At 71.2% G+C, this 22,233-nt stretch carries 19 protein-coding genes and 1 pseudogene; 10 read left to right on the top strand and 10 right to left on the bottom strand.

The features are described from left to right. Positions 1 to 81: 81 nt before the first annotated feature. On the bottom strand, positions 82 to 1,524 hold the full coding sequence (locus tag AB0I04_RS15350) for an FAD-dependent oxidoreductase (RefSeq protein ID WP_360884269.1): 1,443 nt from the start codon (positions 1,522 to 1,524) through the stop codon (positions 82 to 84). Then, a complete protein-coding gene (locus AB0I04_RS15345; RefSeq protein ID WP_360884266.1) occupies positions 1,521 to 3,623 on the bottom strand; it encodes a molybdopterin oxidoreductase family protein in 2,103 nt (700 codons plus the stop codon). The genes AB0I04_RS15350 and AB0I04_RS15345 overlap by 4 nt, the downstream gene beginning before the upstream one ends. A 223-nt stretch (positions 3,624 to 3,846) precedes the next feature. Between AB0I04_RS15345 and AB0I04_RS15340 the strand changes: the two genes are divergently transcribed. Then, entirely contained in the window at positions 3,847 to 5,181 is a 1,335-nt protein-coding gene (locus tag AB0I04_RS15340; protein ID WP_360884263.1) for a nitrate/nitrite transporter, read from the top strand. A 48-nt stretch (positions 5,182 to 5,229) separates the two neighbouring features. On the opposite strand, the gene AB0I04_RS15335 is transcribed toward AB0I04_RS15340, so the two are convergent. Together AB0I04_RS15335 and AB0I04_RS15330 are read right to left on the bottom strand one after the other, a co-directional pair. Further along, positions 5,230 to 6,258, bottom strand: a complete 1,029-nt coding sequence (locus tag AB0I04_RS15335) for an RNA polymerase subunit sigma-70 (RefSeq protein WP_360884260.1) — start codon at positions 6,256 to 6,258, stop codon at positions 5,230 to 5,232. After that, entirely contained in the window at positions 6,255 to 6,671 is a 417-nt protein-coding gene (locus AB0I04_RS15330; RefSeq protein WP_360884257.1) for a VOC family protein, read from the bottom strand. The genes AB0I04_RS15335 and AB0I04_RS15330 overlap by 4 nt, the downstream gene beginning before the upstream one ends. A gap of 313 nt (positions 6,672 to 6,984) precedes the next feature. On the opposite strand from AB0I04_RS15330, the gene AB0I04_RS15325 reads away from it, so the two are divergent. After that, positions 6,985 to 8,739: an HD domain-containing protein gene (locus tag AB0I04_RS15325; RefSeq protein ID WP_360884254.1), complete on the top strand. Its 1,755-nt coding sequence runs from the start codon at positions 6,985 to 6,987 to the stop codon at positions 8,737 to 8,739. Between the two features lie 136 nt (positions 8,740 to 8,875). Here AB0I04_RS15325 and AB0I04_RS15320 read toward each other — a convergent pair whose 3' ends face one another. Continuing rightward, entirely contained in the window at positions 8,876 to 10,465 is a 1,590-nt protein-coding gene (locus AB0I04_RS15320) for a carboxyl transferase domain-containing protein (RefSeq protein WP_360884251.1), read from the bottom strand. Between the two features lie 358 nt (positions 10,466 to 10,823). On the opposite strand from AB0I04_RS15320, the gene AB0I04_RS15315 reads away from it, so the two are divergent. After that, on the top strand, positions 10,824 to 11,252 hold the full coding sequence (locus tag AB0I04_RS15315; protein WP_360884249.1) for an SRPBCC family protein: 429 nt from the start codon (positions 10,824 to 10,826) through the stop codon (positions 11,250 to 11,252). A gap of 482 nt (positions 11,253 to 11,734) precedes the next feature. Here AB0I04_RS15315 and AB0I04_RS15310 read toward each other — a convergent pair whose 3' ends face one another. Together AB0I04_RS15310 and AB0I04_RS15305 are read right to left on the bottom strand one after the other, a co-directional pair. After that, a complete protein-coding gene (locus AB0I04_RS15310; RefSeq protein ID WP_360884246.1) occupies positions 11,735 to 12,097 on the bottom strand; it encodes a nuclear transport factor 2 family protein in 363 nt (120 codons plus the stop codon). A 79-nt stretch (positions 12,098 to 12,176) separates the two neighbouring features. Then, positions 12,177 to 13,592, bottom strand: coding sequence for an MDR family MFS transporter (locus AB0I04_RS15305; protein WP_360884243.1), 1,416 nt, complete (start codon positions 13,590 to 13,592; stop codon positions 12,177 to 12,179). 88 nt (positions 13,593 to 13,680) lie between these two features. On the opposite strand from AB0I04_RS15305, the gene AB0I04_RS15300 reads away from it, so the two are divergent. Continuing rightward, positions 13,681 to 14,295, top strand: coding sequence for a TetR/AcrR family transcriptional regulator (locus AB0I04_RS15300; protein ID WP_360884580.1), 615 nt, complete (start codon positions 13,681 to 13,683; stop codon positions 14,293 to 14,295). Positions 14,296 to 14,326: 31 nt separating this feature from the next. Continuing rightward, positions 14,327 to 14,911, top strand: a complete 585-nt coding sequence (locus tag AB0I04_RS15295) for a TetR family transcriptional regulator (RefSeq protein WP_360884240.1) — start codon at positions 14,327 to 14,329, stop codon at positions 14,909 to 14,911. Between the two features lie 37 nt (positions 14,912 to 14,948). Here AB0I04_RS15295 and AB0I04_RS15290 read toward each other — a convergent pair whose 3' ends face one another. Next, on the bottom strand, positions 14,949 to 15,794 hold the full coding sequence (locus AB0I04_RS15290; RefSeq protein ID WP_360884237.1) for an NAD(P)-dependent oxidoreductase: 846 nt from the start codon (positions 15,792 to 15,794) through the stop codon (positions 14,949 to 14,951). A gap of 68 nt (positions 15,795 to 15,862) precedes the next feature. After that, positions 15,863 to 16,444, bottom strand: a complete 582-nt coding sequence (locus AB0I04_RS15285; RefSeq protein WP_360884234.1) for a TetR family transcriptional regulator — start codon at positions 16,442 to 16,444, stop codon at positions 15,863 to 15,865. 117 nt (positions 16,445 to 16,561) lie between these two features. Here AB0I04_RS15285 and AB0I04_RS15280 point away from each other — a divergent pair, with 117 nt between their 5' ends. From AB0I04_RS15280 to AB0I04_RS15260, 5 genes are all read left to right on the top strand, one after another. Further along, positions 16,562 to 17,401, top strand: a complete 840-nt coding sequence (locus AB0I04_RS15280) for a serine hydrolase (RefSeq protein WP_360884232.1) — start codon at positions 16,562 to 16,564, stop codon at positions 17,399 to 17,401. Positions 17,402 to 17,427: 26 nt separating this feature from the next. Next, the gene (locus tag AB0I04_RS15275; protein ID WP_360884229.1) at positions 17,428 to 18,039 is read left to right on the top strand and encodes a hypothetical protein; all 612 of its coding nucleotides are present in this window, start codon (positions 17,428 to 17,430) and stop codon (positions 18,037 to 18,039) included. A gap of 82 nt (positions 18,040 to 18,121) precedes the next feature. Next, positions 18,122 to 18,391 carry a hypothetical protein gene (locus AB0I04_RS15270; protein ID WP_360884226.1) on the top strand — a complete coding sequence of 90 codons (270 nt, stop codon included), beginning with the start codon at positions 18,122 to 18,124 and terminating at the stop codon, positions 18,389 to 18,391. Positions 18,392 to 18,401: 10 nt separating this feature from the next. Further along, positions 18,402 to 20,204, top strand: coding sequence for a glutamine--fructose-6-phosphate transaminase (isomerizing) (glmS, locus tag AB0I04_RS15265; RefSeq protein WP_360884223.1), 1,803 nt, complete (start codon positions 18,402 to 18,404; stop codon positions 20,202 to 20,204). Next, positions 20,204 to 20,803: a LysE family translocator gene (locus AB0I04_RS15260; RefSeq protein WP_360884220.1), complete on the top strand. Its 600-nt coding sequence runs from the start codon at positions 20,204 to 20,206 to the stop codon at positions 20,801 to 20,803. Before glmS ends, AB0I04_RS15260 begins: the two co-directional genes overlap by 1 nt. Before the next feature lie 6 nt (positions 20,804 to 20,809). On the opposite strand, the pseudogene rho reads toward AB0I04_RS15260, so the two are convergent. Beyond that, positions 20,810 to 21,922: pseudogene (gene rho / locus AB0I04_RS15255) on the bottom strand (transcription termination factor Rho); the annotation flags it as partial. Positions 21,923 to 22,233: the final 311 nt, after the last annotated feature.

Raw genomic sequence — 22,233 nt, 5'->3', positions numbered from 1 at the left:
CCCCGACGCGCTTGACCTCGATCTTGACGATCAGGCGTTTCGCGTCTGCGTCCCGCTTGTTACCGCTGTGCTACAAGCCGCTCACGTACGGCCTGACCTGGTGGGAGACGTCACCTCCTGGGTGCCGAGCCACTCGAGGATGCCTTCGACGGTGTCGCGGCAGCCGCCGCAGCCGGTGGTGGCGCGGGTCTCGGCGGCGACGTCGGCGACGTCGCGCCCGCCCGCCTCCCAGCAGGCGCGGATCCGGCCCTTGCTGACGTTGTTGCACGCGCAGATCGTCGCCGCGTCCGGCATGCGAACGGGCGTCTCGGCGGGCGTGACCGGGTTCAGCCCGTGGAAGAGCAGCCCCAGGCGGTCGGACGGCACGGGCGCCGCGCGGTCGTACAGCTGGGTCAGCAGCCCCGCCGTGGTCGTCTCGCCGATCAGGATCGCGCCGATGAGGCGGTCGTCCCTGATGACGACCTTCTTGTACGTGCCGCGCGTCGGGTCGGCGAAGCGGACGACCTCGGCCTCGTCGTCGCCGAGCGCGGTCTCGCCCATGGCGGCCAGCTCGATCCCGGCCGCCTTGAGCCGGGTGACCTGCCGCGAGCCCTCGTACCGGGCGTCGCCGCCGGTGAGCAGGTCGGCGAGGATCCTGGCCTGCTCCCACGCGGGCGCGACCAGCCCGTACACCGTGCCCTGATGCTGCGCGCACTCCCCGATCGCGTGGACGTCGGGGTCGTCGACCGAACGGAGCCGGTCGTCGACGACCACGCCCCGGCCCACGGTGAGGCCCGCCGCGCGAGCGAGCCCGGTCTCGGGGCGGATGCCGCAGGCCAGCACCACCAGGTCGGCGGGCAGGACCGTGCCGTCATCCAGCTCGACGCCGGTGACACGCCCGTCCTCGGCCCGCGCCCCGGTCAGCCGCGCCCCGACGAGCGTACGGACCCCGAGGTCCCCGATCGTGCGCTGCAGCACGCCGCCGGCCTCGGCGTCCAGCTGCCGCTCCATCAGATGCCCGCCGAGGTGGACGACGGTGACCCGCAGCCCGCGTCCGGCCAGCCCGCGGGCCGCCTCGAGGCCGAGCAGCCCGCCTCCGACGACGACCGCGGACTCGGCGTCGTCCGCGAGGCCCATGATGTCCCGGCAGTCGTCGAGCGTGCGGAAGGCGACGACGCCGTCGGCGTCCAGTCCGGGCAGCGGCGGCACGACCGGGGCGCTGCCGGTGGCGAGCACGAGCGTGTCGTACGGGGTGACCGTCCCGTCGGCCGAGGTCACCGTCTTGCGCTGCCGGTCGATCGCGACGACCTCCTCCCCGAGCCGGGCGTCGACGTCGTTCGCGGCGTACCACCCCGGATCGGTCAGGCCGATGTCGCCGGGCGCGGCGATGCCGGCCAGGACGTTCGACAGCAGTACGCGGTTGTACGGCTGTGCGGCCTCGGCCCCGAACACGGTGATCCGCGGTTCCTCGTCGCGGGCCCGCAGCTCGGAGACGAGCCGGGAGCCCGCCATCCCGTTGCCGACGACCACGATTCGCTTCTTCACGGCTTCTCCACTCGGACGGCGCAGACTTTGAACTCCGGCATCCGGGATGTCGGATCGAGTGCCGGGTTGGTGAGCAGGTTGGCGCGTGCGGGACCGGCCCAGTGGAAGGGCATGAACACGGTGTCGCGCCGGATCGCCCTGCTGAACCGCGCCTTGGCGACGGCGCCGCCGCGCCGGCTGGTGACGCGGATCTCGGCCCCCTCCTCGATGCCGAGGCGCTCGGCCAGGTCGGGATGGATCTCCACGTACGCTTCAGGCACCGCGTCCACCAGCGCGCGTATCCGCCGGGTCTGCGCGCCGCTCTGGTAGTGCGCGAGCACCCGGCCGGTCGTGAGGTAGACGGGGTAGTCGGCGCTGATGTCCTCGGCGGGGCCGCGGTGTTCGACGGGGACGCACCGGGCGCGCCCGTCCGGTGTGGCGAACCGGTCCAAGAAGACGCGCGGCGTCCCCGGGTGGCCCTCGCCCGGGCAGGGCCAGAAGACCCCGGTCTCGGCGACGATGCGCTCGTACGTGATGCCGGAGTAGTCGGCGATCCCGCCGGCGCTGGCCGCACGCAGTTCGTCGAACACCTCGGCCGGTTCGACGCTGAACCTGCCGGGCGCTTCGAGGCGCTCGGCGAGCGCGGCCAGGATGTCCAGGTCGCCGCGGACCTGCGGCGGCCTCGGCACGGCCGCGCGGCGCAGGAGCACGCGGCCCTCCAGGTTCGTGATCGTGCCGGTCTCCTCGGCCCACTGCGCCGTCGGCAGCACGACGTCGGCGCGCGCGGCGGTCTCGGACGGCACGAAGTCGGCCACGACGAGGAGGTCGAGTGCCGCGAGGCGCTCCTCGATCCGGCCCGCGTCCGGGGCCGACACGACGGGGTTGGAGCCGAACAGCAGCAGGGCGCGCGGCCCGCCGGGCGTGCCCAGGGCGCCCAGGAGTTCGGTGGCCGACAGCCCGGGCCCCGGCAGGTCGTCCGGATCGATCCCCCAGACCCGGGCGACGTGCTCGCGTGCCGCCGGGTCGTCGATCTTCCGGTAGCCCGGCAGCTGGTCCGCCTTCTGCCCGTGTTCCCGGCCGCCCTGGCCGTTGCCCTGTCCGGTCAGGCAGCCGAACCCCGACCCGGGACGCCCCGGCAGGCCGAGCGCCAGCGCCAGGTTGATGAAGGCGGTGACCGTGTCGGTGCCGGTGGCGTGCTGTTCGGCGCCGCGCGCGGTGAGGATGAGCGCGTTCGCGGCGTCGCCGAGCAGGCGCACGGCCTCGCGCATCTTCGGCACCGGCACGCCGGTGATCCGCTCGACGCGGTCCGGCCAGTACCCGTTGATCACGGTGCGGACCGTCTTGAACCCCGTGGTGCGCTCGTCGAGGTACGCCTTGTCGATCAGTCCCTCGGTGATCGCCAGGTGCAGCAGCCCGTTGGCCAGGGCCAGGTCGGTGCCCGGCGTGACCTGCAGGTGCAGGTCGGCGCGGCGGGCCGTCGAGGTCTCCCGCGGGTCGATGACGATCAGCTTTCCGCCGCGCTCGCGCTGGGCGGTCAGGTGCCGGACGAACGGCGGCATCGTCTCGGCGACGTTGCCGCCGGCCAGCAGGATCGTGTCCGCGGCGGCGATGTCGGTGATCGGCGCGGGCAGGCCCCGGTCCATGCCGAATGCGCGGTTCTGCGCGGCGGCCGCCGAGGACATGCAGAAGCGGCCGTTGTAGTCGATGTTCGGGGTGCGCAGCGCCACCCGGGCGAACTTGCCGAGCTGGTAGGCCTTCTCGTTGGTCAGCCCGCCGCCGCCGAAGACCGCCACGGCCTCGTCCCCGTACGCGCATTGGATCCGGCGGATCTCGGCCGCGATCCGGTCCAGCGCGGCGTCCCAGGACACCGGCTCCAGAGGAGCGTCCCGGTGCGCCCGCATGAGCGGGACGGTCAGCCGGTCCGGGGCCGTGAGCAGCTCCCCCGCCGTCCACCCCTTCTGGCACAGTGCCCCACCCCCTTGGCTACGCCCCACCGCCCCCGGGGCTCCACCTCCGCCGCCGTTGGCCGGGATGTCGTCGCGCGGCGCGATCGTGCCGGGGCCGACGAGCATCCCGCACTGCAGCGCGCAGTACGGACAGTGCGTAGGTGTGGGCGACATGCCTCGATCGTGTGGTTGAGGCGTTTCGCGACGACGTCCCTCGTGTTACCGGCCCGCAACAAGCACTTCACCAGGGCCGCTGACCTGCGGTGCGATGAACGGAACCTCACAGCGCGGCCCGAATAGGGTGCAGGGAAGTTATCACTGCCGCATTACGCGACACACACCGAGGAAACGGGCGGCTCCTAGCTTCGGCGCAGCACCCCAGCCAGGAGGAAGCCGAATGACCACCATCGAAGAACGCCTTCCCGGCGCCGGCCCCGCCGGGCGCCGGTGGATCGCGGACTGGCAGCCGGAGGACCACGACTTCTGGAAGGAGGCCGGGGCCAAGGTCGCGCGGCGCAACCTCATCTTCTCGATCTTCTCCGAGCACATCGGGTTCTCCGTGTGGAGTCTGTGGTCGGTGCTCGTGCTGTTCCTCGGCCCCGCGTACCACATCGACCCCTCCGGGAAGTTCCTGCTTACGACGGTCCCCACGGCGCTGGGCGCCGCTCTGCGCCTGCCGTACACCTTCGCGGTCGCGAAGTTCGGCGGCCGTAACTGGACGATGTTCAGCGCCTCGCTCCTGCTCGTCCCGGCGGTCATGGCCGCGATCCTGGTCAAGCCGGGCGTGTCCTTCAGCACCCTGCTCATCCTCGCGGCGGTCGCCGGTGTCGGCGGCGGCAACTTCGCCTCGTCGATGGCCAACATCAACGCCTTCTACCCGCAGCGGCTCAAGGGCTGGGCACTCGGCATCAACGCCGGCGGCGGCAACATCGGCGTGGCCGTCGTCCAGCTGGTCGGGCTCGCCGTGCTGGCGACGGCGGGCAAGGACCACCCGCGCCTGGTGGCCGGGATCTACATCCCCTTCATCGTGCTGGCCGCGCTGGGCGCCGCGCTGTGGATGGACAACCTCGCCGGCATGCGCAACGACAAGCGCGCGATGCGGGATGTCGTCAAGGACCCGTACAGCTGGGTCATGTCACTGCTGTACATCGGGACGTTCGGATCGTTCATCGGATTCGGCTTCGCCTTCGGCCAGGTGCTGCAGGTGCAGTTCAAGGCCGACTTCGACACCCCCATCAAGGCGGCGTACCTGACGTTCCTCGGGCCGCTGCTCGGCTCGCTGATCCGGCCCGTCGGCGGCTGGGCCGCGGACCGGCTCGGCGGTGCCAAGGTCACCTTCTGGAACTTCGTGGCGATGGCGATCGGCGCCTCGATCGTCCTGACCGCCTCGGTCGAGAAGTCGCTGCCGCTGTTCCTCACCGGGTTCGTGCTGCTGTTCATCTTCAGCGGCTTCGGGAACGGCTCGACGTACAAGATGATCCCCGCGATCTTCAGGGCCAAGGCCCCGAGCGAGGACGAGGCCCGGCGCCTGTCCGGCGCCCTGATCGGGGTGGCCGGCGCGATCGGCGCCTTCGGCGGCGTTCTCGTGAACCTGGCCTTCCGCCAGTCGTTCCTGACCTACAAGACGGGCAATGGCGCCTACGTCGCGTTCATCGCCTACTACGCCCTCTGTTTCGCCGTGACCTGGGCCGTCTTCCTCCGCCGGTCCCCGCGGCGGCTGCCCGGAATCTGAACCCCGGTGCTGCCCCCGGCCATGCCCGGGGGCAGCACCGTGTTCGCCTCAGAGCGTCGGCGGGAGACCGAAGGCCGGGAACAGCGCCGGGCCGAACGTCGTGATCTCCTGGATCCGGCCGTCCTCGACCCGCAGGACGTCGAACTTGAACGCCCTGTACTCCGAGTCACCCGGCCGGCGCAGGTAGCTCGCGGCGGTCGGCATCCGATTGGCCGACGTCGCGACGAGACGCCAGTCGCCCTCGCGGTCCTCCCCGAACGCCCGCTCGAGCAGCGGCGCGATCGCCGCCAGGCCCTCGTAGCAGAAGGGGTGCGGCGGCATCGTGATACGCAGGTCCTCGGACGCGATCGCGATCGCGGCGGCGGCGTCGCACCGCTCGTGCGCGTCGATGAACCGCTCGAGCAAGGTGCGTTCCGTCCCGCTGAGCTCTCCCGCGGACCATTCGCTGCGTCGCGCCGGCAACTGCCGCTGCATCGTGGCACGAGCCCGCTGCAGCGCGCTGTTGGCCGCGGCGACGCTCGTGTCCATCAGCTCCGCCGTCTCCGCCGCCGACCTGCCGAGCACGTCGCGGGCGATGAACGTCGCGCGCTGTCGCGGTGGCAGCGCCTGCAAAGCCGCGACGAACGCCAGCTCGATCGTCTCCCGCTCGACGACGACCTCGTCGGGCCCCTCGACCGCGGGCGCGGCCTCGTCGAGCAGACCGTCCGGATACGGCTGGAGCCACGGCACCTCGGCGAAGGAGGATACGGCCGTACGGCGCGATCCGCGCCGGAGCTGGTCGAGGCAGACGTTGGTCGCGATCCGGTAGAGCCAGGCGCGGAACAGCGTGCTGCCGTCGAAACCCTCCCGGCCCCGCCACGCCCGCAGGAACGTCTCCTGCACGGCGTCCTCCGCCTCGTCGAAGGAGGCCAGCATCCGGTAACAGTGGACGTGCAGCTCCCGCCGGTGCCGCTCGGTCAGGGCGGCGAACGCCGGCTCGTCGCCCGCGACGGCCGCCGCGATCTCATCGCTCGCGCTCATGCTCATCATGTCGGAGACCTCATCGCTCGCGCTCATCATCATGCCGGAGGCGATCATGCCTCGCCGCCGCGGCTCCGGACCTCCTGCAGCACCCAGCCGTTGCCGTCGGGGTCGCTGAAGGAGGCGAAGGTGCCGTAGTCGCGGCGCTCGGGGTCGTGGCCCGGCATCTGTCCCCCGGCGCCGAAGTGATAGGCCTCCCCGACCTCCAGTCCGCGCTCGGCGAGCTCGGCGCGCGCGGCGTCGATGCCGGCGACCACCAGGTGCAGGCCCTGCAGGGACCCGGCCGCCTCCTTGTTCTTCATGATGCTGATCGAGCACGCCGATCCGGGCGGCGTGAGCTGCACGACCCGGAAGTCCTCCCCGGCGCTGAAGTCGACGTCCACCGTGAACCCCGCCTTCTCGGCGTAGAACGCCTTGGCGCGGTCTACGTCGGCGACGGGTACGACGATGAGCTCGAGTTTCATGTCCATGCTGCGGCCTCTCGGATCGGGTCGGTCGGTCGGTCACCGACGTTCTGGACCATGTAACGACGGCCGCCACGAGAACTCATCGGTGCTGCGATGAGAAAATCCGATCGTCTCCGGCCGGCCCTGGCATGCCCAGGGAATCACGGCAGCGTCGGCGGGTATCGGGTGAAGGGGAGGCGCGTCGCGGCGAAGGCGTGTTGGATGAGGCGGAGGACCGAGCACCGGCAAGGGCGGACGGATGGGTGAGGAGTCGATCGGTAAGGCGGCGACGGCCGGCGGTCCGCGTCGGGCCCACCGCCTCGGCCGGTTAATCCAATTGACCGACCCGGCGGGGTTCTTCCGCCGGGACCATGAGGATCGTGCGGCCGATCCGCTGATCGCCGCGCACAAGACGCATTTCCCGAAGGCCGACGTACGGCGGTTGCGATACGCCTACACGATGGCCGAGCGGTACCACCGCGGGCAGACCCGTAAGTCCGGTGCGCCGTATGTGACGCATCCGCTCGCGGTCGCGCTCATCCTGGCCGATCTGGGCATGGACACCACCACGCTGGCCGCCGCGCTGCTGCACGACACGGTCGAGGACACCGACCTGACGCTGGGCCAGGTTCACGCCGAGTTCGGCGAGGAGGTCGCCGTCCTCGTCGACGGCGTGACCAAGCTGGACGGCTCCAAGTGGGGCGACCGAGCGGAGGCCGAGACGTTCCGGAAGATCATCCTGGCGGCCGCCGATGACCTCCGTGTCCTAGTGATCAAACTCGCCGATCGGGTGCACAACCTGCGGACCCTGCGGTTCCATCCGAAGCCGGAGAAGCGCCGGCGGATCGCACGGGCGTCCCTGGAGTTGCTCGTGCCGTTCGCCGAACGGCTGGGCATCTACGTGTTCAAGCGCGAGATGGAGGACGTCGCCTTCGCGTGCCTGCACCCGGAGGGGTACGAGCGCACGCGTGACGCGGTCGCCGGCAGCGCCACCGACCGCGCCGCCCGGCTCGACCCGCTGCTCGAACAGCTCCGTGAGGCCCTCACCGCCGCGCGCCTGAAAGCACGCGTGGTCTCCCGGGACCGGCACCTGTTCTCCCTGCACCAGGACCGCCGCATGCCGCCGATCAGCCCGGCCGATCCACCGCGGATGGGCGAGGCGGCCCGGGTCACCGTGCTCGTCGACGGCGACGCCGCCGACTGTTATGTCGCGCTCGGGGCGATCCATGGGCTGTGGCGCCCGATGCCGGGCCGGATGAAGGATTTCATCGCGCTGCCGAAGTACAACATGTATCAGTCGCTGCACACCTCGGTGGTCACCGCCGGCGGGGAGGTCCTGGAGTTGGCGGTCCGCACTCCGCAGATGCACCGGATCGCCGAGTACGGCATCATCAGCCAGATCCAGGACGCCGCCCAGGCGTCCGGCACCCACGCCCGCGCGGCCGCGCACCGGGCCGACCTGCAGTGGCTGCGGAACCTGCTCGCCTGGCAGGCGCACGCCCCCTCGGCGGAGTTCCTCGACAGCCTGCGGGTGGACCTGCGCAGCGCCGGGATCGTGACCTTCACCCAGGCCGGGGACGTCGTCACGCTCCCGGCCGGCGCGACCGCCATCGACTTCGCCTACGCGCTCGACACCGACACCGGCCACCGCGCCGTCGGCGCACTCACCAACGGGCGCCTGTCCCCGATGACGGCGCCGCTCGAAGACGGTCAGGTGGTGGAGATCCTCACCGCAGGCGAGGCCGGGTCCGGCCCGCCCGAGATGTGGCTGGAATCCGCCCGCACCGGACACGCCCGCGTCCACATCGCCCAGTGGCTCGCCGACCGGCACACCGAGACCACCGGGCTCGCCGGACGGCGGCTGGTCGCCGACGCTCTCGCCACACGCGGGGAGAACATTCTGGACCTGGAGAGCGACGGCACGATGCTGCAACTGGGCACCGAGTTGGGCTACTCGAACCTGGAGGCCTTGTATGCGGCCGTGGCCGTCGGCGTCGTCACCGTCGATGAGCTCACCGGCCGCCTGACCGTCCTGCAGCAGCGCGAGGCCGAAGAAGCCGCCGCCCTGCGGGAGGACGACGCGGGCGAATGACCGCGCCCGTCGCCGGCCCCGGGCGGTTCGGCAGACCGCCCGTCGGCGACTCGCTCGGCGTCCACTTCTGCTCCCTGAGCGGCGGCTACGGGACCAGCGGGACGTCCGCAGAGTGATCGACCAGCTTGTCGGCACCTTAGGGACGGGTCCCGAAGGAAGGGGGGCCGGTGAGTTCGGGCAGGATCCGGTACGCGTCGCGCACCCAGGCGCACAGCAGCGGCCTGCTGTCGCGCGGGTCGATCAGGTCTTGGACGCCGAACCGTTCGGCGGTGCGGAACGGCGAGGCGATCGCGGCGAGCGTCCGCCGGATCCGTTCGATCTCCGCCTCGGGGTCCTCGGCCTGTTCGAGCTGCGCGCGGAACGCCGCCTCGATCCCGCCCTGGAGCGGCAGCGAGCCCCAGTCGCCCGACGGCCAGGCCCAGCTCCGGCCCGCCCGGTGCCGGTTGACGATCCCCGCGCCGCCGACGCCGTACACCCGGCGCAGGATCAGCTCCGCCTGCGGCACTCGCGCCTGGTAGACGGCCGTGATGGCGCGGGCGCCGGCCCGGATCGTGCCGCGCTCCTCGGCGACCCGTCCGATCGTCATGCCGCCCTGGTCGGTGAGGCTGACGATCGGGAGGTGGAACGTCTCGCACAGGTCGACGAGGCGCGTGATCGCCTGAGCGCCCTCGACCGACATGGTGGCGCCCCGGTACGGGTCGGTGGCGAGGACTCCAACGGGATGGCCGTCGAGCCGGGCGAGCGCGGTGACGGTCGCGCCGCCGTACTCCGCGTAGCGGAACACCGATCCACGATCGAAGATCGCCTCTATGATCGGTCCGATCCGATACGGCCGTCGGGCGTCACGCGGAACCGCACTCAGCAGCGACTCCTCGCGGCGATCGGCCGGATCGCCGGAGGGGACCACCGGCGGCAGCTCGTACACGCTGCCCGGCAGGTACCCCAGGAAGCCACGGATGACGGCGAAGGCGTTGTCCTCCGTGTCCACGAAACGCTCGATCGTGCCGTTGCGGCGATGGACGGCCGCTCCGCCGAGCTCCTCCTTCGTGAGGTCCTCGCCGGTTCCGCCGCGGACGACGGGCGGCCCGGCGGTGAACAGCTGGCCGATGCCCTCGACCATGACGGCCAGGTGGGACATGACCAGGCGTGCGGCGCCGAGCCCGACCGTCGGGCCCAGGCACGCCGCCACGACCGGAGCGAGCGAGAGGTTGCCGACCACGTCGTCCCACGCCGGATTGACCGGGAGGTAGCTGTAGCCCGCTTCCTGGGCCATCTTGACGCTGCCGCCGCCGCTCGCGCCGTCCAGCAGCCGGACGACCGGCAGCCGCATCCGCCCGGCGTACTCCTCGGCGTAGATCTGCTTGGCGTGGATCGCCGCGTCGCCGGAGCCGCCGCGCACGGTGAAGTCGTCCGCGCCGACCATCACGGGACGCCCGTCGACGCACGCGGTACCGGCGACGAAGTTCGCCGGCAGGACGGAGGTGAGCCGGCCGTCGTCGGCGTGGTCGGCGAAGCCGGTCAGCGCCCCGATCTCGGCGAAACTGCCCGGATCGACGAGCCGGTCGATGCGTTCCCGTACGGTGAGCCGGCCCGTCTCGTGCTGGCGCCGCACCTTCGCCGGCCCGCCCATGCGCCGCGCCATCGACCGGCGATGACGGATCTCTTCGACCTCGGCCGTCCAGTCCTCCGGCCCGGGAGCCGTCTCCTGACCGTCCGCTTCGCTCACCTGGGCCTCCCTCGGTCGGGCGATCGAGTAGCGGACATACCGACTAGACGGTATGTATACGCCAGACCGACCCTACGTAGACCGTACGGCCGTGGCGGAGGTACTCGATGCGTTCCGCCCGCCGCCATGCTGCTTGACCATGTCCGCGGCTCAGTCGGGCACGCTCCCCCGCAGGTCGAGGTCGAGTCGCTGAAACACCGCTCCAGGCCTCGCGGCGTAGGTAGATGTCGTGTAATCTAATGTCGTGTAATCGACTCTACGGGAGGTCATCCATGAGCCACTCCGACACGATCACCAGCGTGCCGGTCATTAGCACCGGCACTGTCGCCATCCGTCCCGAGCACGTCCGCCACTGAGCATGGGCTTTCACGTGGTCGTGGACATCGGCTGTCCGTCTGCCGAGGTGTTCGCCTTCCTCACCGACTTCCGCAACATGCCCCGTTGGTACACCGCGGTCGAGCGAGTCTCGGCGCGGCCGGGCGGGTCAGGCTTCCGCATGGTGCGGTCGCTGCCCGGCGGCCCGGCGCACAACGACGTCGAAATGATCACACATCGGCCGAATGAGGAAGTCACGTTCGTCTCGGTCAATGGTCCGACGCCCTTCCGATACCGGTACCGCGTCGAGCCGGTCCCCGGCGGGACGAGGCTGACGCTCGACGGTGAGATCAGCGGGGAAGGCCTGCCCGGCCCCGCCGTTCTCCTCGGCGGGCTCGCGGAACGGCTGTTCAGACAGGGGATGACGAGGAATCTGCGGGCCCTGAAACACATCCTCGAAGGCCGGGAATGACCCGCAGGGTCTGCACCGACTCTGGCGACCGGCTCGCCCAGTGGCGATCGAACGACGGGAGCATAGGCACCCCGAACATGAAGAAAGCCCCCGGCGGTTCTCGCCGAAGGCGTGATCTCAACTCAGATTAGGGATTCTTGAACGCAGGTGGCCGCTATGACTAATTGCGCCACACTGGAACTGTTGCAGGTGTTACGCCGCCAGTTCCACCCGGCAAGCCATGCCTGCGTGCGATGGGCGGACACATACGAAGTGCCCGTCGGTAAGTCTGACAAGGTGCTCGTCCTCCTCGACCGGGTACAGGACCCCGTCGCGATCGAGGAGGACGCCACCAGTAGGTTCATGGGAAGTCACCAGATCATTGTGTCGGGTCGGGGTGACAGTCTGCTAGGCGATTACGTTCGCCTGTGGCGACGACGTCGCCGAGTGCGTCGGCGATGATCAGGCAATCGGCCCGGCCGTCAATCACAGGGCCGCCCGGATCAACCTTCGGCGAAGAGGGGTGCCAGGTCGATGAAGATCCGGTAGTCCTCGATGAGGCCGTCGTCCCGGTTGGAGCGGTAGATCGTCACGACCGGGACGGTGACCGTGGTGCCGTCCTTGCGGGTGTAGGTCACGTTCGACTCGGCGATCGTCGCGGGGCCCTCCTCCCACTGGTCGATGAGCTCATGCGACACGCCCGCGATGCCGGTGCAGAACGAGGCCCAGGTGTCGCGGACGGCCTGGCGGCCGTGGACCGGTTCCGCGTTGCCGAAGCGCATGACGACGCCCTCGGCCAGGTGCGCGGCGTACCGGTCGGCGTCCATGGAGTCGATGTCGTCGAACAGGTTCTTACGGGCGGGCATGGGGCTCCTCCATTGCCTCGGCGGGACGTGGCCCAGTGTCCCAAGATCATCCGCTCGGCGCGACGATATCCGGCAGGACTCAGGCGTCCTGCGAACCGGCGGGGAGCCAGAGCGCGAGCACGATCGCTGCGGCGGTGAATCCGATCGACCACCAGAACGCGACGTCGAACGCGCTCGCCCGGCCGGCCGGGCCGCCGTCGGCGTGGGCCGCGATGGAGCGTTGCAGCACCACCGCCAGGACTGCCGTGCCGAAGGATCCCCCGACCTGCTGCGCCGTGCGGGTGATGATGCTCGCGTGGGGTACCGCCGCGCGGTCGAGTCCCAGGTAGGCGCCGGCCATGACGGGGCCCGTCACGGCGCTCAGCCCCACCCCGCGGACGACGAGTGCCGCGACCAGCCACCACTCGCGGGTCCCGGTGGTGACGAAGGCGAACGGTACGGTGGCCGCCGCGACAAGAACGAGTCCGGCGAACGCCACCCACCGTGGGCCTATCCGGTCGGTGAGGACGCCGGCCGGTCCCCGGCTGACGAGCGCGCCGACGCCCTGGGCGGCGATCAGCAGGCCCGCCGTGAACGCGTCCTGCCCGCGCACCTGCTGGAAGTACAACGGGACGAGCAGCATGGCGCCGTACAACGCGAAACCCGACAGGAAGAGCAGGCCTCCGGCGGCGCTGAATGAGGTGACGCGGAACAGCCGTACGTCCACGAGGGCGTCATCACCGACGACCGACGCCCGGACGGCGAAGACCGTGATCAGCGCGGCGCCGGCCGCCATCGGGACGAGCACGGAGGCATGCCCGAAGCCGCCGTCCCTACCGACCTGGGCCAGGCCGTACACGACGGCGGCGATGCCGGGTGACAGCAGGGCGAGACCGACGCCGTCCAGGCGTGACCTTCGGGTGGCCGGAAAGTCCGGCATCAGCCGCCAGGCCAGGACCAGGCCGACGAGGCAGAAGGGGACGTTCACCCAGAAGATCCAGCGCCAGCCCAGGTGCCGGACGATCAGGCCTCCGGCCATCGGCCCGAGGATGGGCCCCAGGAGGGCCGGGAACGAGATCAGCGCGGTGACGCGGCCGAGCGACCGGCCGCCCGCCGCCTGGAACAGCAGCGTCTGAAGGACGGGCAGCATCAGGCCGCCGCCGGCGCCCTGCACGATGCGGCACGCGATGAGGGCGGGGGCGTTCCAGGCGAGGCTCGCGCCGACCGAACCCGCGAGAAAGATCGCGAGTGCGCTGAGCCAGACGTTCTTGCCGCCCCACCGGTCGACGAGCCAGCCGGTGACCGGGACGGCCATCCCGAGCGCGAGGAGGTAGCCGGTGGTCACCCACTGGATGGTGGAGACGGTGGCGTGCAGCTCGCCGCCGAGCGTGTCGAGGGCGACGTTGACGATCGTGGTGTCGAAGACCACGGCGAGCACACCGACGAGCAGGACGAGTGCGAGCCGGACAAAGGCCGGATCCAGGCGTTCCCTGGCCGGTGTGGGAGTGGCGGACATGGCGGTTCCTCAGAGATGGAAATAAGATACGGCTCTGTATCTACATCGAGAACCAGCCCGCCGTCAATAAGATACGGATGTGTACCTAATGGACCGTCATGTCTCCTCGCGCCGCCGTGGACAGGAGTTGGAGGACGCGCTGCTCGACGCGGCCTGGGACGAATTGACCGACGTCGGGTACGGCCGCTTCACGATCGAAGGCGTGGCGGCCCGGGCCGGCACCAGCCGGCCGGTCATCTACCGCCGCTGGCCGAACCGGTCGGATCTCGCCGTCGCCGCCGTACGGCACCACGGCGCCAAGGATCCGGTCGCGACGCCCGACACGGGATCGGTCCGCGAGGACCTGATCGAGCTGCTGCGCAGAGCCTCGTCACACCGGGCCGAGATCGCCGCCCTGTTCAGCGTGCAGATGGGCGAGTACTTCTCCGAGACGGGCAAGAGCCCTGAGGACTTCCGCCAGGAGCTGCTGAGCGGCAGGCGGCAGCCGTTCGGCGTCGACGAGGTGCTGCGCCGGGGGATCGAGCGCGGCGAGATCGACCCGGACCGGCTGACCCGACGGATCGCGGAGCTGCCGACCGACCTCCTCCGGCACGAGCTGCTCATGACACTGCAACCGGTGCCCGACCCGACGATCACAGAGATCGTCGACGACATCTTCCTCCCGCTCGTGCGAACCCCCGATCGGCCGCCCGTCCATATTTGACCGGTCGGTCTGGAATGGCTAGCGTCCTTACGTGGCAAGGACCAAGGAGTTCGACCCGGACGCCGTGCTGCAGAAGGCGATGGAGCTGTTCTGGGAGCGCGGGTACGAGGCGACGTCGATGGCCGACCTCGTCGAGCATCTCGGCATCGCGCGGGCGAGCATCTACGCCACCTTCGGCGGCAAGCACGACCTCTATCTCAAGGCGTACGAACGGTACGCACAGAGCCGCGACCCCAACGTCGTCGAGGCCCTCTCCCAACCGGGTCCCGCCCTGCCCGCCGTACGGGCGCTGGTGCGCGCCTACGCCGAAGAGTCGGCGACCGACCCGCATCGACGTGGCTGCATGGTCGTGAACACCGCGGTCGAACTCGGGAGCCGTGATCCGCAGGCCGCCCGCCAGGTGGGGGCGAGCTGGGACATCGTGGAGACCGCCCTCACCTCGGCGCTGACCAGGGCCCGGGCCCAGGGCGAACTGTCGGCGGACAAGGACCCGCGGGCGCTGGCCCGCTTCCTGCTCGTGCTCCTGCAGGGGATGCGGGTGCTAGGCCGGGCCCATCCCGATCCGGCGCGGCTCCGCGACGCCGCCGAACAGGCCCTCGCCGCGCTCGAACGGTGAGACCACCCGCCACGGCGAGTGGTCCGATGCCCGTCGATCAGGAGAAGCTCGCGAAGTAGCCGGCGGCCATGTCCTCCTCACCGTGGCCGGCGAGGGCGGCGCGCCGGAAGCGTTCGCGGGCGGCCTCGATGACGTCCATGCGGACCCCGGCGGAGCGGGCGGCCTCGCCGATCAGACGGGTGTCCTTCTCGGCGTTGGTGACGGTGAAGGTCGGCGCGAAGTCGCCGTCGACGATGGCGGCGGCCTTCTGCTGGAGCATGGCGCTGTTCATCGGGCCGGCGCCGACGACGTCGCGGAACGCCTGCGGGTCGACGTCCAGCGCCTTCGCCAGGGCAAGCGCCTCGCCGACCCCCGAGATGAGCGTGAGTGCCCAGGTGTTGGTGACGAGTTTGAGCCCGCTGCCCGCCCCGGCGGGGCCGAGCCAGAGCGTCTCCTTGCCGACCGCGTCGAACACCGGCCGCAGGGGTTCCCGCGCGCCGTCCGGACCGGAGGCGAGGACGATGAGCTGTCCCTGTTCGGCCGGCCGGCGGCTGCCCTGCACCGGGGCGTCGACGAAGACGAGGCCGTGCCGGTCGGCGATCTCGACGAGGCCGTCGAGGGGAGCGAGGCCGACCGTGCTCATCTGTGCCCAGATCTGCCCCTCCCGCAGACCCGGCGCGGCCTGTTCCATGGCCTGGCGCACGGCCGCACCGTCGTTCAGCATCGTGATGATCACATCGGCGCCCTCGGCCGCCTCGGCGGGGGTACCGGCCACCTTGAGCCCGTCGACGGCCTCGGCCTTCGCACGCGTACGGTTCCAGGCTCGCAGGTCGAGGCCCGCGGCGAGCAGGTTACGGGCCATCGCCGCGCCCATGATCCCGGTGCCCAGCAGTGCGACGGTCATCGGTCACTCCTATTTCTTGACTGTTCGTTACAGATTTGCGGCGCGAAGAGACCCCGAAGGACCTCGGGTCACGGCAGCACGGCGAGCGCCGTCTCGACCACACCGGCCAGGCGGCGCCGGTCCGGCCCGGCCTTCGCCATGACGCGAAGACCCTGGATGGCGGTGAGGAAGAAGTCGGCCAGCCGGGGGACGTCGGTGTCCGGCGGGAGCTCACCGCGCTCACGCGCCCGCGTCAGCGCGGCGGCGATCGACTCGCGGACTCCCCTGAGGGCGTCCACGACGATGCGGTCCGAGACGGCGTCGTGCGGAAGCCGCTCGATCGCGGTGTTCGTCACCAGGCAGCCGCGCCGTTCGGCGTCCTCGGCGGCCTCGTCGACCAGGGCGAGCAGCAGGTCGCCGACGACCTTCCGGATCGGGACGTCGCGGTCGAGCCGGTCCGTCATCTTCACGGACGACATCTCGACGTACCGCCGGAGCGCCGCCTCGTACAGCCCGTCCTTGCTGCCGAACGCGGCGTACAGCGAGCCGCGCCCCAGCCCGGTGGTCTCCACGAGGTCCTGGATCGACGTGGCCTCGTAGCCCCGCCGCCAGAACAGCTCCATCGCCCGCCGCACCGCCGTGTCGGTGTCGAACTCCCGCGTCCGCGCCATGGCCCGCACGATAGTGCTATCTGTAACGAACGGTCAAGATTCCCTCCAGGCAATGCCGAGACCAGGCGACTACTTTCTGTTAGTATCCCAATGCAATCCGTCACACCGGTGGGGGCCATGAGAACACAACGAACGATCGCCGCCGTCACGTCCATGCTCGCCGCCGCGTGCGCGGCCGCTGCGTCTCCCCTCCCCGCCCGCGCCGCCGCCCCCATCTGCGCGTCGGACCACGCCCCCGCCCTCGCCGCCCGCCTGTCCGCCGACATCCCCGCGGCGCTCCGTGGCCGCCGCGGGCCGATCGCGGTCGGCGTCTTCGACCGTCCGACGCACACCCGTTGCGGGCTCGCCGCCACGACGCACTTCCAGTCGGCCAGCGTCGTCAAGGTCACCATCCTGGCCGCGCTGCTGCGCCGGGCCGAAGAGGCCCGCCGAGGGCTGACCACTCAGGAGCAGCGGCTGGCCGAGAGCATGATCACCCGGTCGGACAACGCGGCCGCGACCGCGCTGTGGAACGAGGTGGGGCAGGCGGGCATCCGGCACTTCCTGGCCCTCGCCGGGATGGCCGACACCCGGATCGACGCGTCGGGTTACTGGGGCAAGACGCAGATCACCGCCGGCGACCAGCTCGTCCTCCTGAAGCTCCTGACGTTCAGTGGCACCACGGCGCTCGGCGCCCCCTCGCGGGCGTACGTCCTCCGGCTGATGGCCGCGGTCGTGCCGGGCCAGCGCTGGGGCACCCCGGCCGGCGCCCCGGCGGGGGTGAACGTCCACGTCAAGAACGGCTGGGTCGATCGGTCCGACGGCGCCGGATGGCGGGTCAACAGCCTCGGCACGTTCGACGGCCACGGCAAGGACTACCAGATCGTCGTGCTCACCCAGGGGAACCCGACGGAGGCGTACGGCCACGAGACCATCGAGGGCCTCGCCCGCGTCATCCACCGCGACCTCAACTCCTGACGGAAGCTCCCGAGGAAAGGATGCACATGAGGCACAGCAACCTCGTCGCGCTCGGCGCCATGGCGGCGCTCGCGACCGCCGTCGCGCCCACCACGCCCGCCGGCGCGAACGGCCCGCTCCCCAACCCCGCGGGCATCGCCCAGCATCAGGACACGGCGGCGACACCGGCCGCGGCGATGATCCCGACCAAGCGGAGCGTCGCCATCGCCCGTGCCCGGACCTGGCTCACCGCCTGGAACGGCGGCCCCGTTCCCTACAGCCAGACGCGCTACCTGAACGGCTGGCGCACCGACTGCTCGGGCTACGTCTCCATGGCCTGGAACCTCCGGAACGCGAACGGCACACCGCTCAACCACAACACCGACAGCATGCTGCGCGGCGGGTACGGCACACCCGGACCGGTCGTCCACCCCATCGCGTGGGGCGACCTGCGGCCGGCCGACGCGATCGGCTTCCTCGGCGCGGGCAGCATCGGCGACGCCGGGCACGTCATGCTCTTCGAGCAGTGGGCCAACCCCGCACACACCGCGTACTGGGTGTACGAGCAGGCCGGCGACGGCGGCACCCACCACCGCGTCCACCCGATCACCTACAACCACTACAAGCCGTACCGGTACAACAAGATCCTCGAGGGCTGACCCCTCGCATCACCGAGAATCCTGCCCGATTGCGGGCAGGATTCTTGCGTTTGTCCGTAGTGAACCGGCAACATCGACGCTCGTGTCCGGACACCCCCACGAAGAGCTCGTCGCGCACCTCAGCCGTACCTCGCCGCTGACTCCTGGCGAGGCGGCGCGCGTCGTCGCCGACGTGCTCGCCTACTTCGCCGAGCCCGCCGAGGACTTCGTCCGCCGGCGGCACGCGGAGCTGAAGGCGCGCGGGCTGACCAACGACCGGATCTTCGAACGCATCGCCGCCGAGCTGGCGTCGCGGCGGGTCGCTCCCCCCGAGCTCTCGCTGCGCCAGCTCCGCCGGATCGTCTACGGATGAAGGAGACCCCATGTGCGGAATCGTGGCCTACGTCGGTCCCAGGGACGCCGTCCCGATCCTGACCGAAGGGCTGGCCAGGCTGGAGTACCGGGGCTACGACTCGGCGGGCCTGGCCGTCGTCGGCCGCTCAGGTGACCTGCGGGTCCGCAAGGCGAAGGTGCGCGTCGGCGAGCTGGCCGCCGACCTGCCCGCCCGGTTCAAGGGCGCCCCGGGCATCGGGCACACCCGCTGGGCCACGCACGGCGAGCCGAGCGACCTCAACGCCCACCCGCACGTCGCCGGGACCATCGCCATGGTGCACAACGGCATCATCGAGAACGCCGACGAGCTGCGCGCCGAGCTGGTCGCGGACGGCGTCGTCCTCACGTCCGAGACCGACAGCGAGGCGCTGGCGCACCTGATCGCCCGGTCCGGCGCGGCCGAGCTGGAGGACGCCGTACGGGAGGCGCTGTCCCGGGTCGTCGGCACGTACGGGATCGCCGTCGTGGACACGCGCCACCCGGACGTGCTGGTCGCCGCCCGCAACGGCAGCCCGGTCGTCCTCGGCATCGGCGAGAAGGAGATGTTCGTCGCCTCCGACGTCGCCGCGCTGGTCCGCTACACGCGGCAGGTGGTGCACCTGGACGACGGCGAGCTGGCGACCGTACGGTCCGACGGGTTCCGCACGTCGACGCTCGACCGGCGGGCGACCCGCAAGGAGCCCTCCGTCATCGAGGCGGAAGAGGCCGCGTACGACGCCGAGGGCTACACGCACTTCATGCGCAAGGAGATCCACGAGCAGCCCGCCGCCGTGGAGCGCACGCTGCGCGGCCGGGTGGACCTGCGGTTCCACACCGCGCACCTGGGCGGCCTGAACCTCGACCCCCGCGAGGCGCGGGAGATCCGCCGCGTCAAGATCCTCGGCTGCGGCTCCGCGTACTACGCCGGGCAGGTCGGCGCGCAGCTCATCGAGGAGCTGGCGCGGATCCCGGCCGACGCCGAGCCCGCCTCGGAGTTCCGCTACCGCAACCCGGTCGTCCAGGCGGACACGCTGTACGTCGCGGTGAGCCAGTCCGGAGAGACGTACGACACGCTCGCGGCCGTCCAGGAGCTGAAGCGCAAGGGCGGACGGGTCCTCGGCGTCGTGAACGCCGTCGGCAGCGCGATCGCCCGCGAGTGCGACGGCGGGGTGTACCTGCACGCCGGCCCGGAGATCGCCGTCGCCTCGACCAAGGCGTACACCTCCACGGCGGTGGTCTTCGCCCTCATCGCGCTGCACCTCGGACGGATCCACGACCTGTCCCCCGCCGACGGCCGCCGGATCGCCGAGGGCCTGCGCGCCCTGCCCGCGCAGATCGAGGAGATCCTCAAGCAGGAGGACCGGATCGCCGAGCTCGCCCGCGAGTTCGCCGCCTACCGCAGCATGCTGTTCATCGGGCGGGTGCGCGGCTGGCCGGTCGCCCGGGAGGGCGCGCAGAAGCTCAAGGAGGTGTCCTACGTCCACGCGGAGGCGTACCCGGCGAGCGAGCTCAAGCACGGCCCGCTCGCGCTGGTCAGCCCCGAGCTGCCGGCCGTCGCGGTGGTCCCGGACGACGAGCTGCTGGAGAAGAACCTCTCGACGCTGGGCGAGATCCGCGCGCGGCGCGGCCGGGTGCTGACGGTCGGGCATCGGGAGCTCGGCGACGACGCGATCGTCATTCCGAAGAACGAGCCCGAGCTCGATCCGATCCTGCTGTCGATACCGCTGCAGCTGCTGGCCTACCACGCGGCGGTGACGCTGGGCCACGACGTCGACAAGCCGCGCAACCTCGCCAAAAGCGTGACGGTGGAGTGATGGGGCTCCTGACGTTCGCGGGGGTCGCGGCGCTGCTCACGCTGGTGCCGGGACCGGACTCGCTGCTCGTGCTGCGGACGGCGATCGCGTACGGCCGCCGCGCGGCGTTCATCGCGGCGCTGGGCGTCCAGGCGGGCTGCCTCTGGTGGGGCGCGGCGGCCGGGTTCGGCCTGACCGCGGTGCTGGCGGCCTCGCACACGCTGTACACGGTGCTGCGCTGGGCGGGCGCCGCCTACCTTCTCTACCTGGGCGTACGGCTCCTGGTGAGCCGACAGGAGGCGACCGGCGACGCGGCCGAGTCCCCCGGGCGCGGCTGGTTCCTCCGCGGCCTGCTCACCAACGCGCTGAACCCGAAGGTGGGGGTGTTCTACCTGTCGCTGCTGCCGCAGTTCGTGCCGGCGGGCGCGCCGGTGCTGCCGTGGAGCCTCCTGCTGACGAGCGTGCACGTCGCCGAGGGCGTCGCCTGGTGCACGGTGCTGGCCGTGCTGGCCGACCGCCTCGGGCGGCTGCTGCGCCGGCCCGCCGTGGGCCGCGTGCTGGACCGGGTCGCGGGCACGGCGTTCCTCGGCTTCGCGCTCCGGCTGGCCCTGCGGCCGTGAGGGACGTTATTTGGCGGTCTCCCGCATGACCTGCAGGAGGAACTCCGCGTTGGTCGGCGTGTCGCGCAGCTTGCCGATGAGGAGCTCGGCCGCCTCCTGCGGGCCGAGCGTGTGCAGGACCCGGCGCAGCCGGCCCACGACCTCGAGCTCCGCCGAGGACATGAGCAGGTCGTCGCGGCGGGTGCTGGATCCGGTGACCTCGACGGCCGGGAAGGTCCGCTTGTCGGCGAGCTCGCGGCTCAGCCGCAGCTCCATGTTGCCGGTGCCCTTGAACTCCTCGAAGAAGACGTCGTCCATGCGGGAGCCGGTCTCGACGAGCACGGACGCGAGGATGGTCAGCGAGCCGCCCTCCTCGATGTTGCGGGCGGCCCCGAGGAACCGGCGGGGAGGGTGGATCGCCGTCGTGGCCACACCGCCCGCGAGGATCCGGCCGCCGGCGGGTGCGGCGAGGTTGTACGCCCGCCCGAGGCGGGTGATCGAGTCGAGGATGACGACCACGTCGCGGCCGAGTTCGACGAGCCGCTTGGCGCGTTCGATGGCGAGTTCGGCGACGGCGATGTGCTCGGCGGCGGGGCGGTCGAAGGTGGAGTGGACGACCTCCGCGTCGACGGACCGCCGCATGTCGGTGACCTCTTCGGGTCGCTCGTCGACGAGCACGATCATCAGGTGGCATTCGGGGTGATTCGCGCGAATGGCGGTGGCGAGGGCCTTCAGCATCATCGTTTTGCCCGCCTTCGGCGGGGCGACGACGAGCCCTCGCTGTCCCTTTCCGATCGGCGCGATCAGGTCGACGATCCGGCCGGCCAGGTCATTACGCCCGGTCTCCAGACGGAGCCGTTCCTGGGGATACAGCGGTGTCAGCTCGGCGAAATGCGGCCGTGCCGTGGCGTTCTCCGGCGGCAGCCCGTTCACCGTGTCGACACGGACCATGGCGTTGAATTTCTCCCGCTTGCCGTCCGGCCGCGGGCGGCGCGCCGCCCCTTCGATGAGGTCGCCGGTGCGCAATCCGTGCTTACGGACCTGCGCGAGGGAGACGTACGCGTCGGTGGGGCCCGGAAGATGGCCGGAGGTCCGGACGAACCCGTGCTTGTCGCCGATCTCGAGGATGCCCGCGACGGGAGTGGCGGGGGCGTCCCGCTCAGCCGGCGCACGGGGCGGGGTGGTGGTGGTTTCGAGGGTGCTGGTCATGGAATTCCTTTCGAAATGCGGCGCCGTCAGCACGGCGCGCGAGAAGAGGGGGCGGCCGGTCGGGCCGCCGTGGGCGGGTACGCGAGAGCGGTACCCGAGGAGAAGGAGGCCTTTTCGGGGGTGAATCGTCGCCTGCCGGAAAATCAACGGCGGCGGTGGGACAACGCCCGGCTGGGAAAGCGCCTCATCCGACGGAGCGGGAAAGCCCGGCGCTGCGCACAAGATATAACACAGGTCGCGCC

The organism is Actinoallomurus sp. NPDC050550, from assembly GCF_040655075.1.
In the GTDB taxonomy this organism is placed as follows: domain Bacteria; phylum Actinomycetota; class Actinomycetes; order Streptosporangiales; family Streptosporangiaceae; genus Actinoallomurus.
The sequence above is the reverse complement of the archived record's forward strand: the minus strand, read 5'-3'. Positions and strand labels throughout refer to the sequence as shown.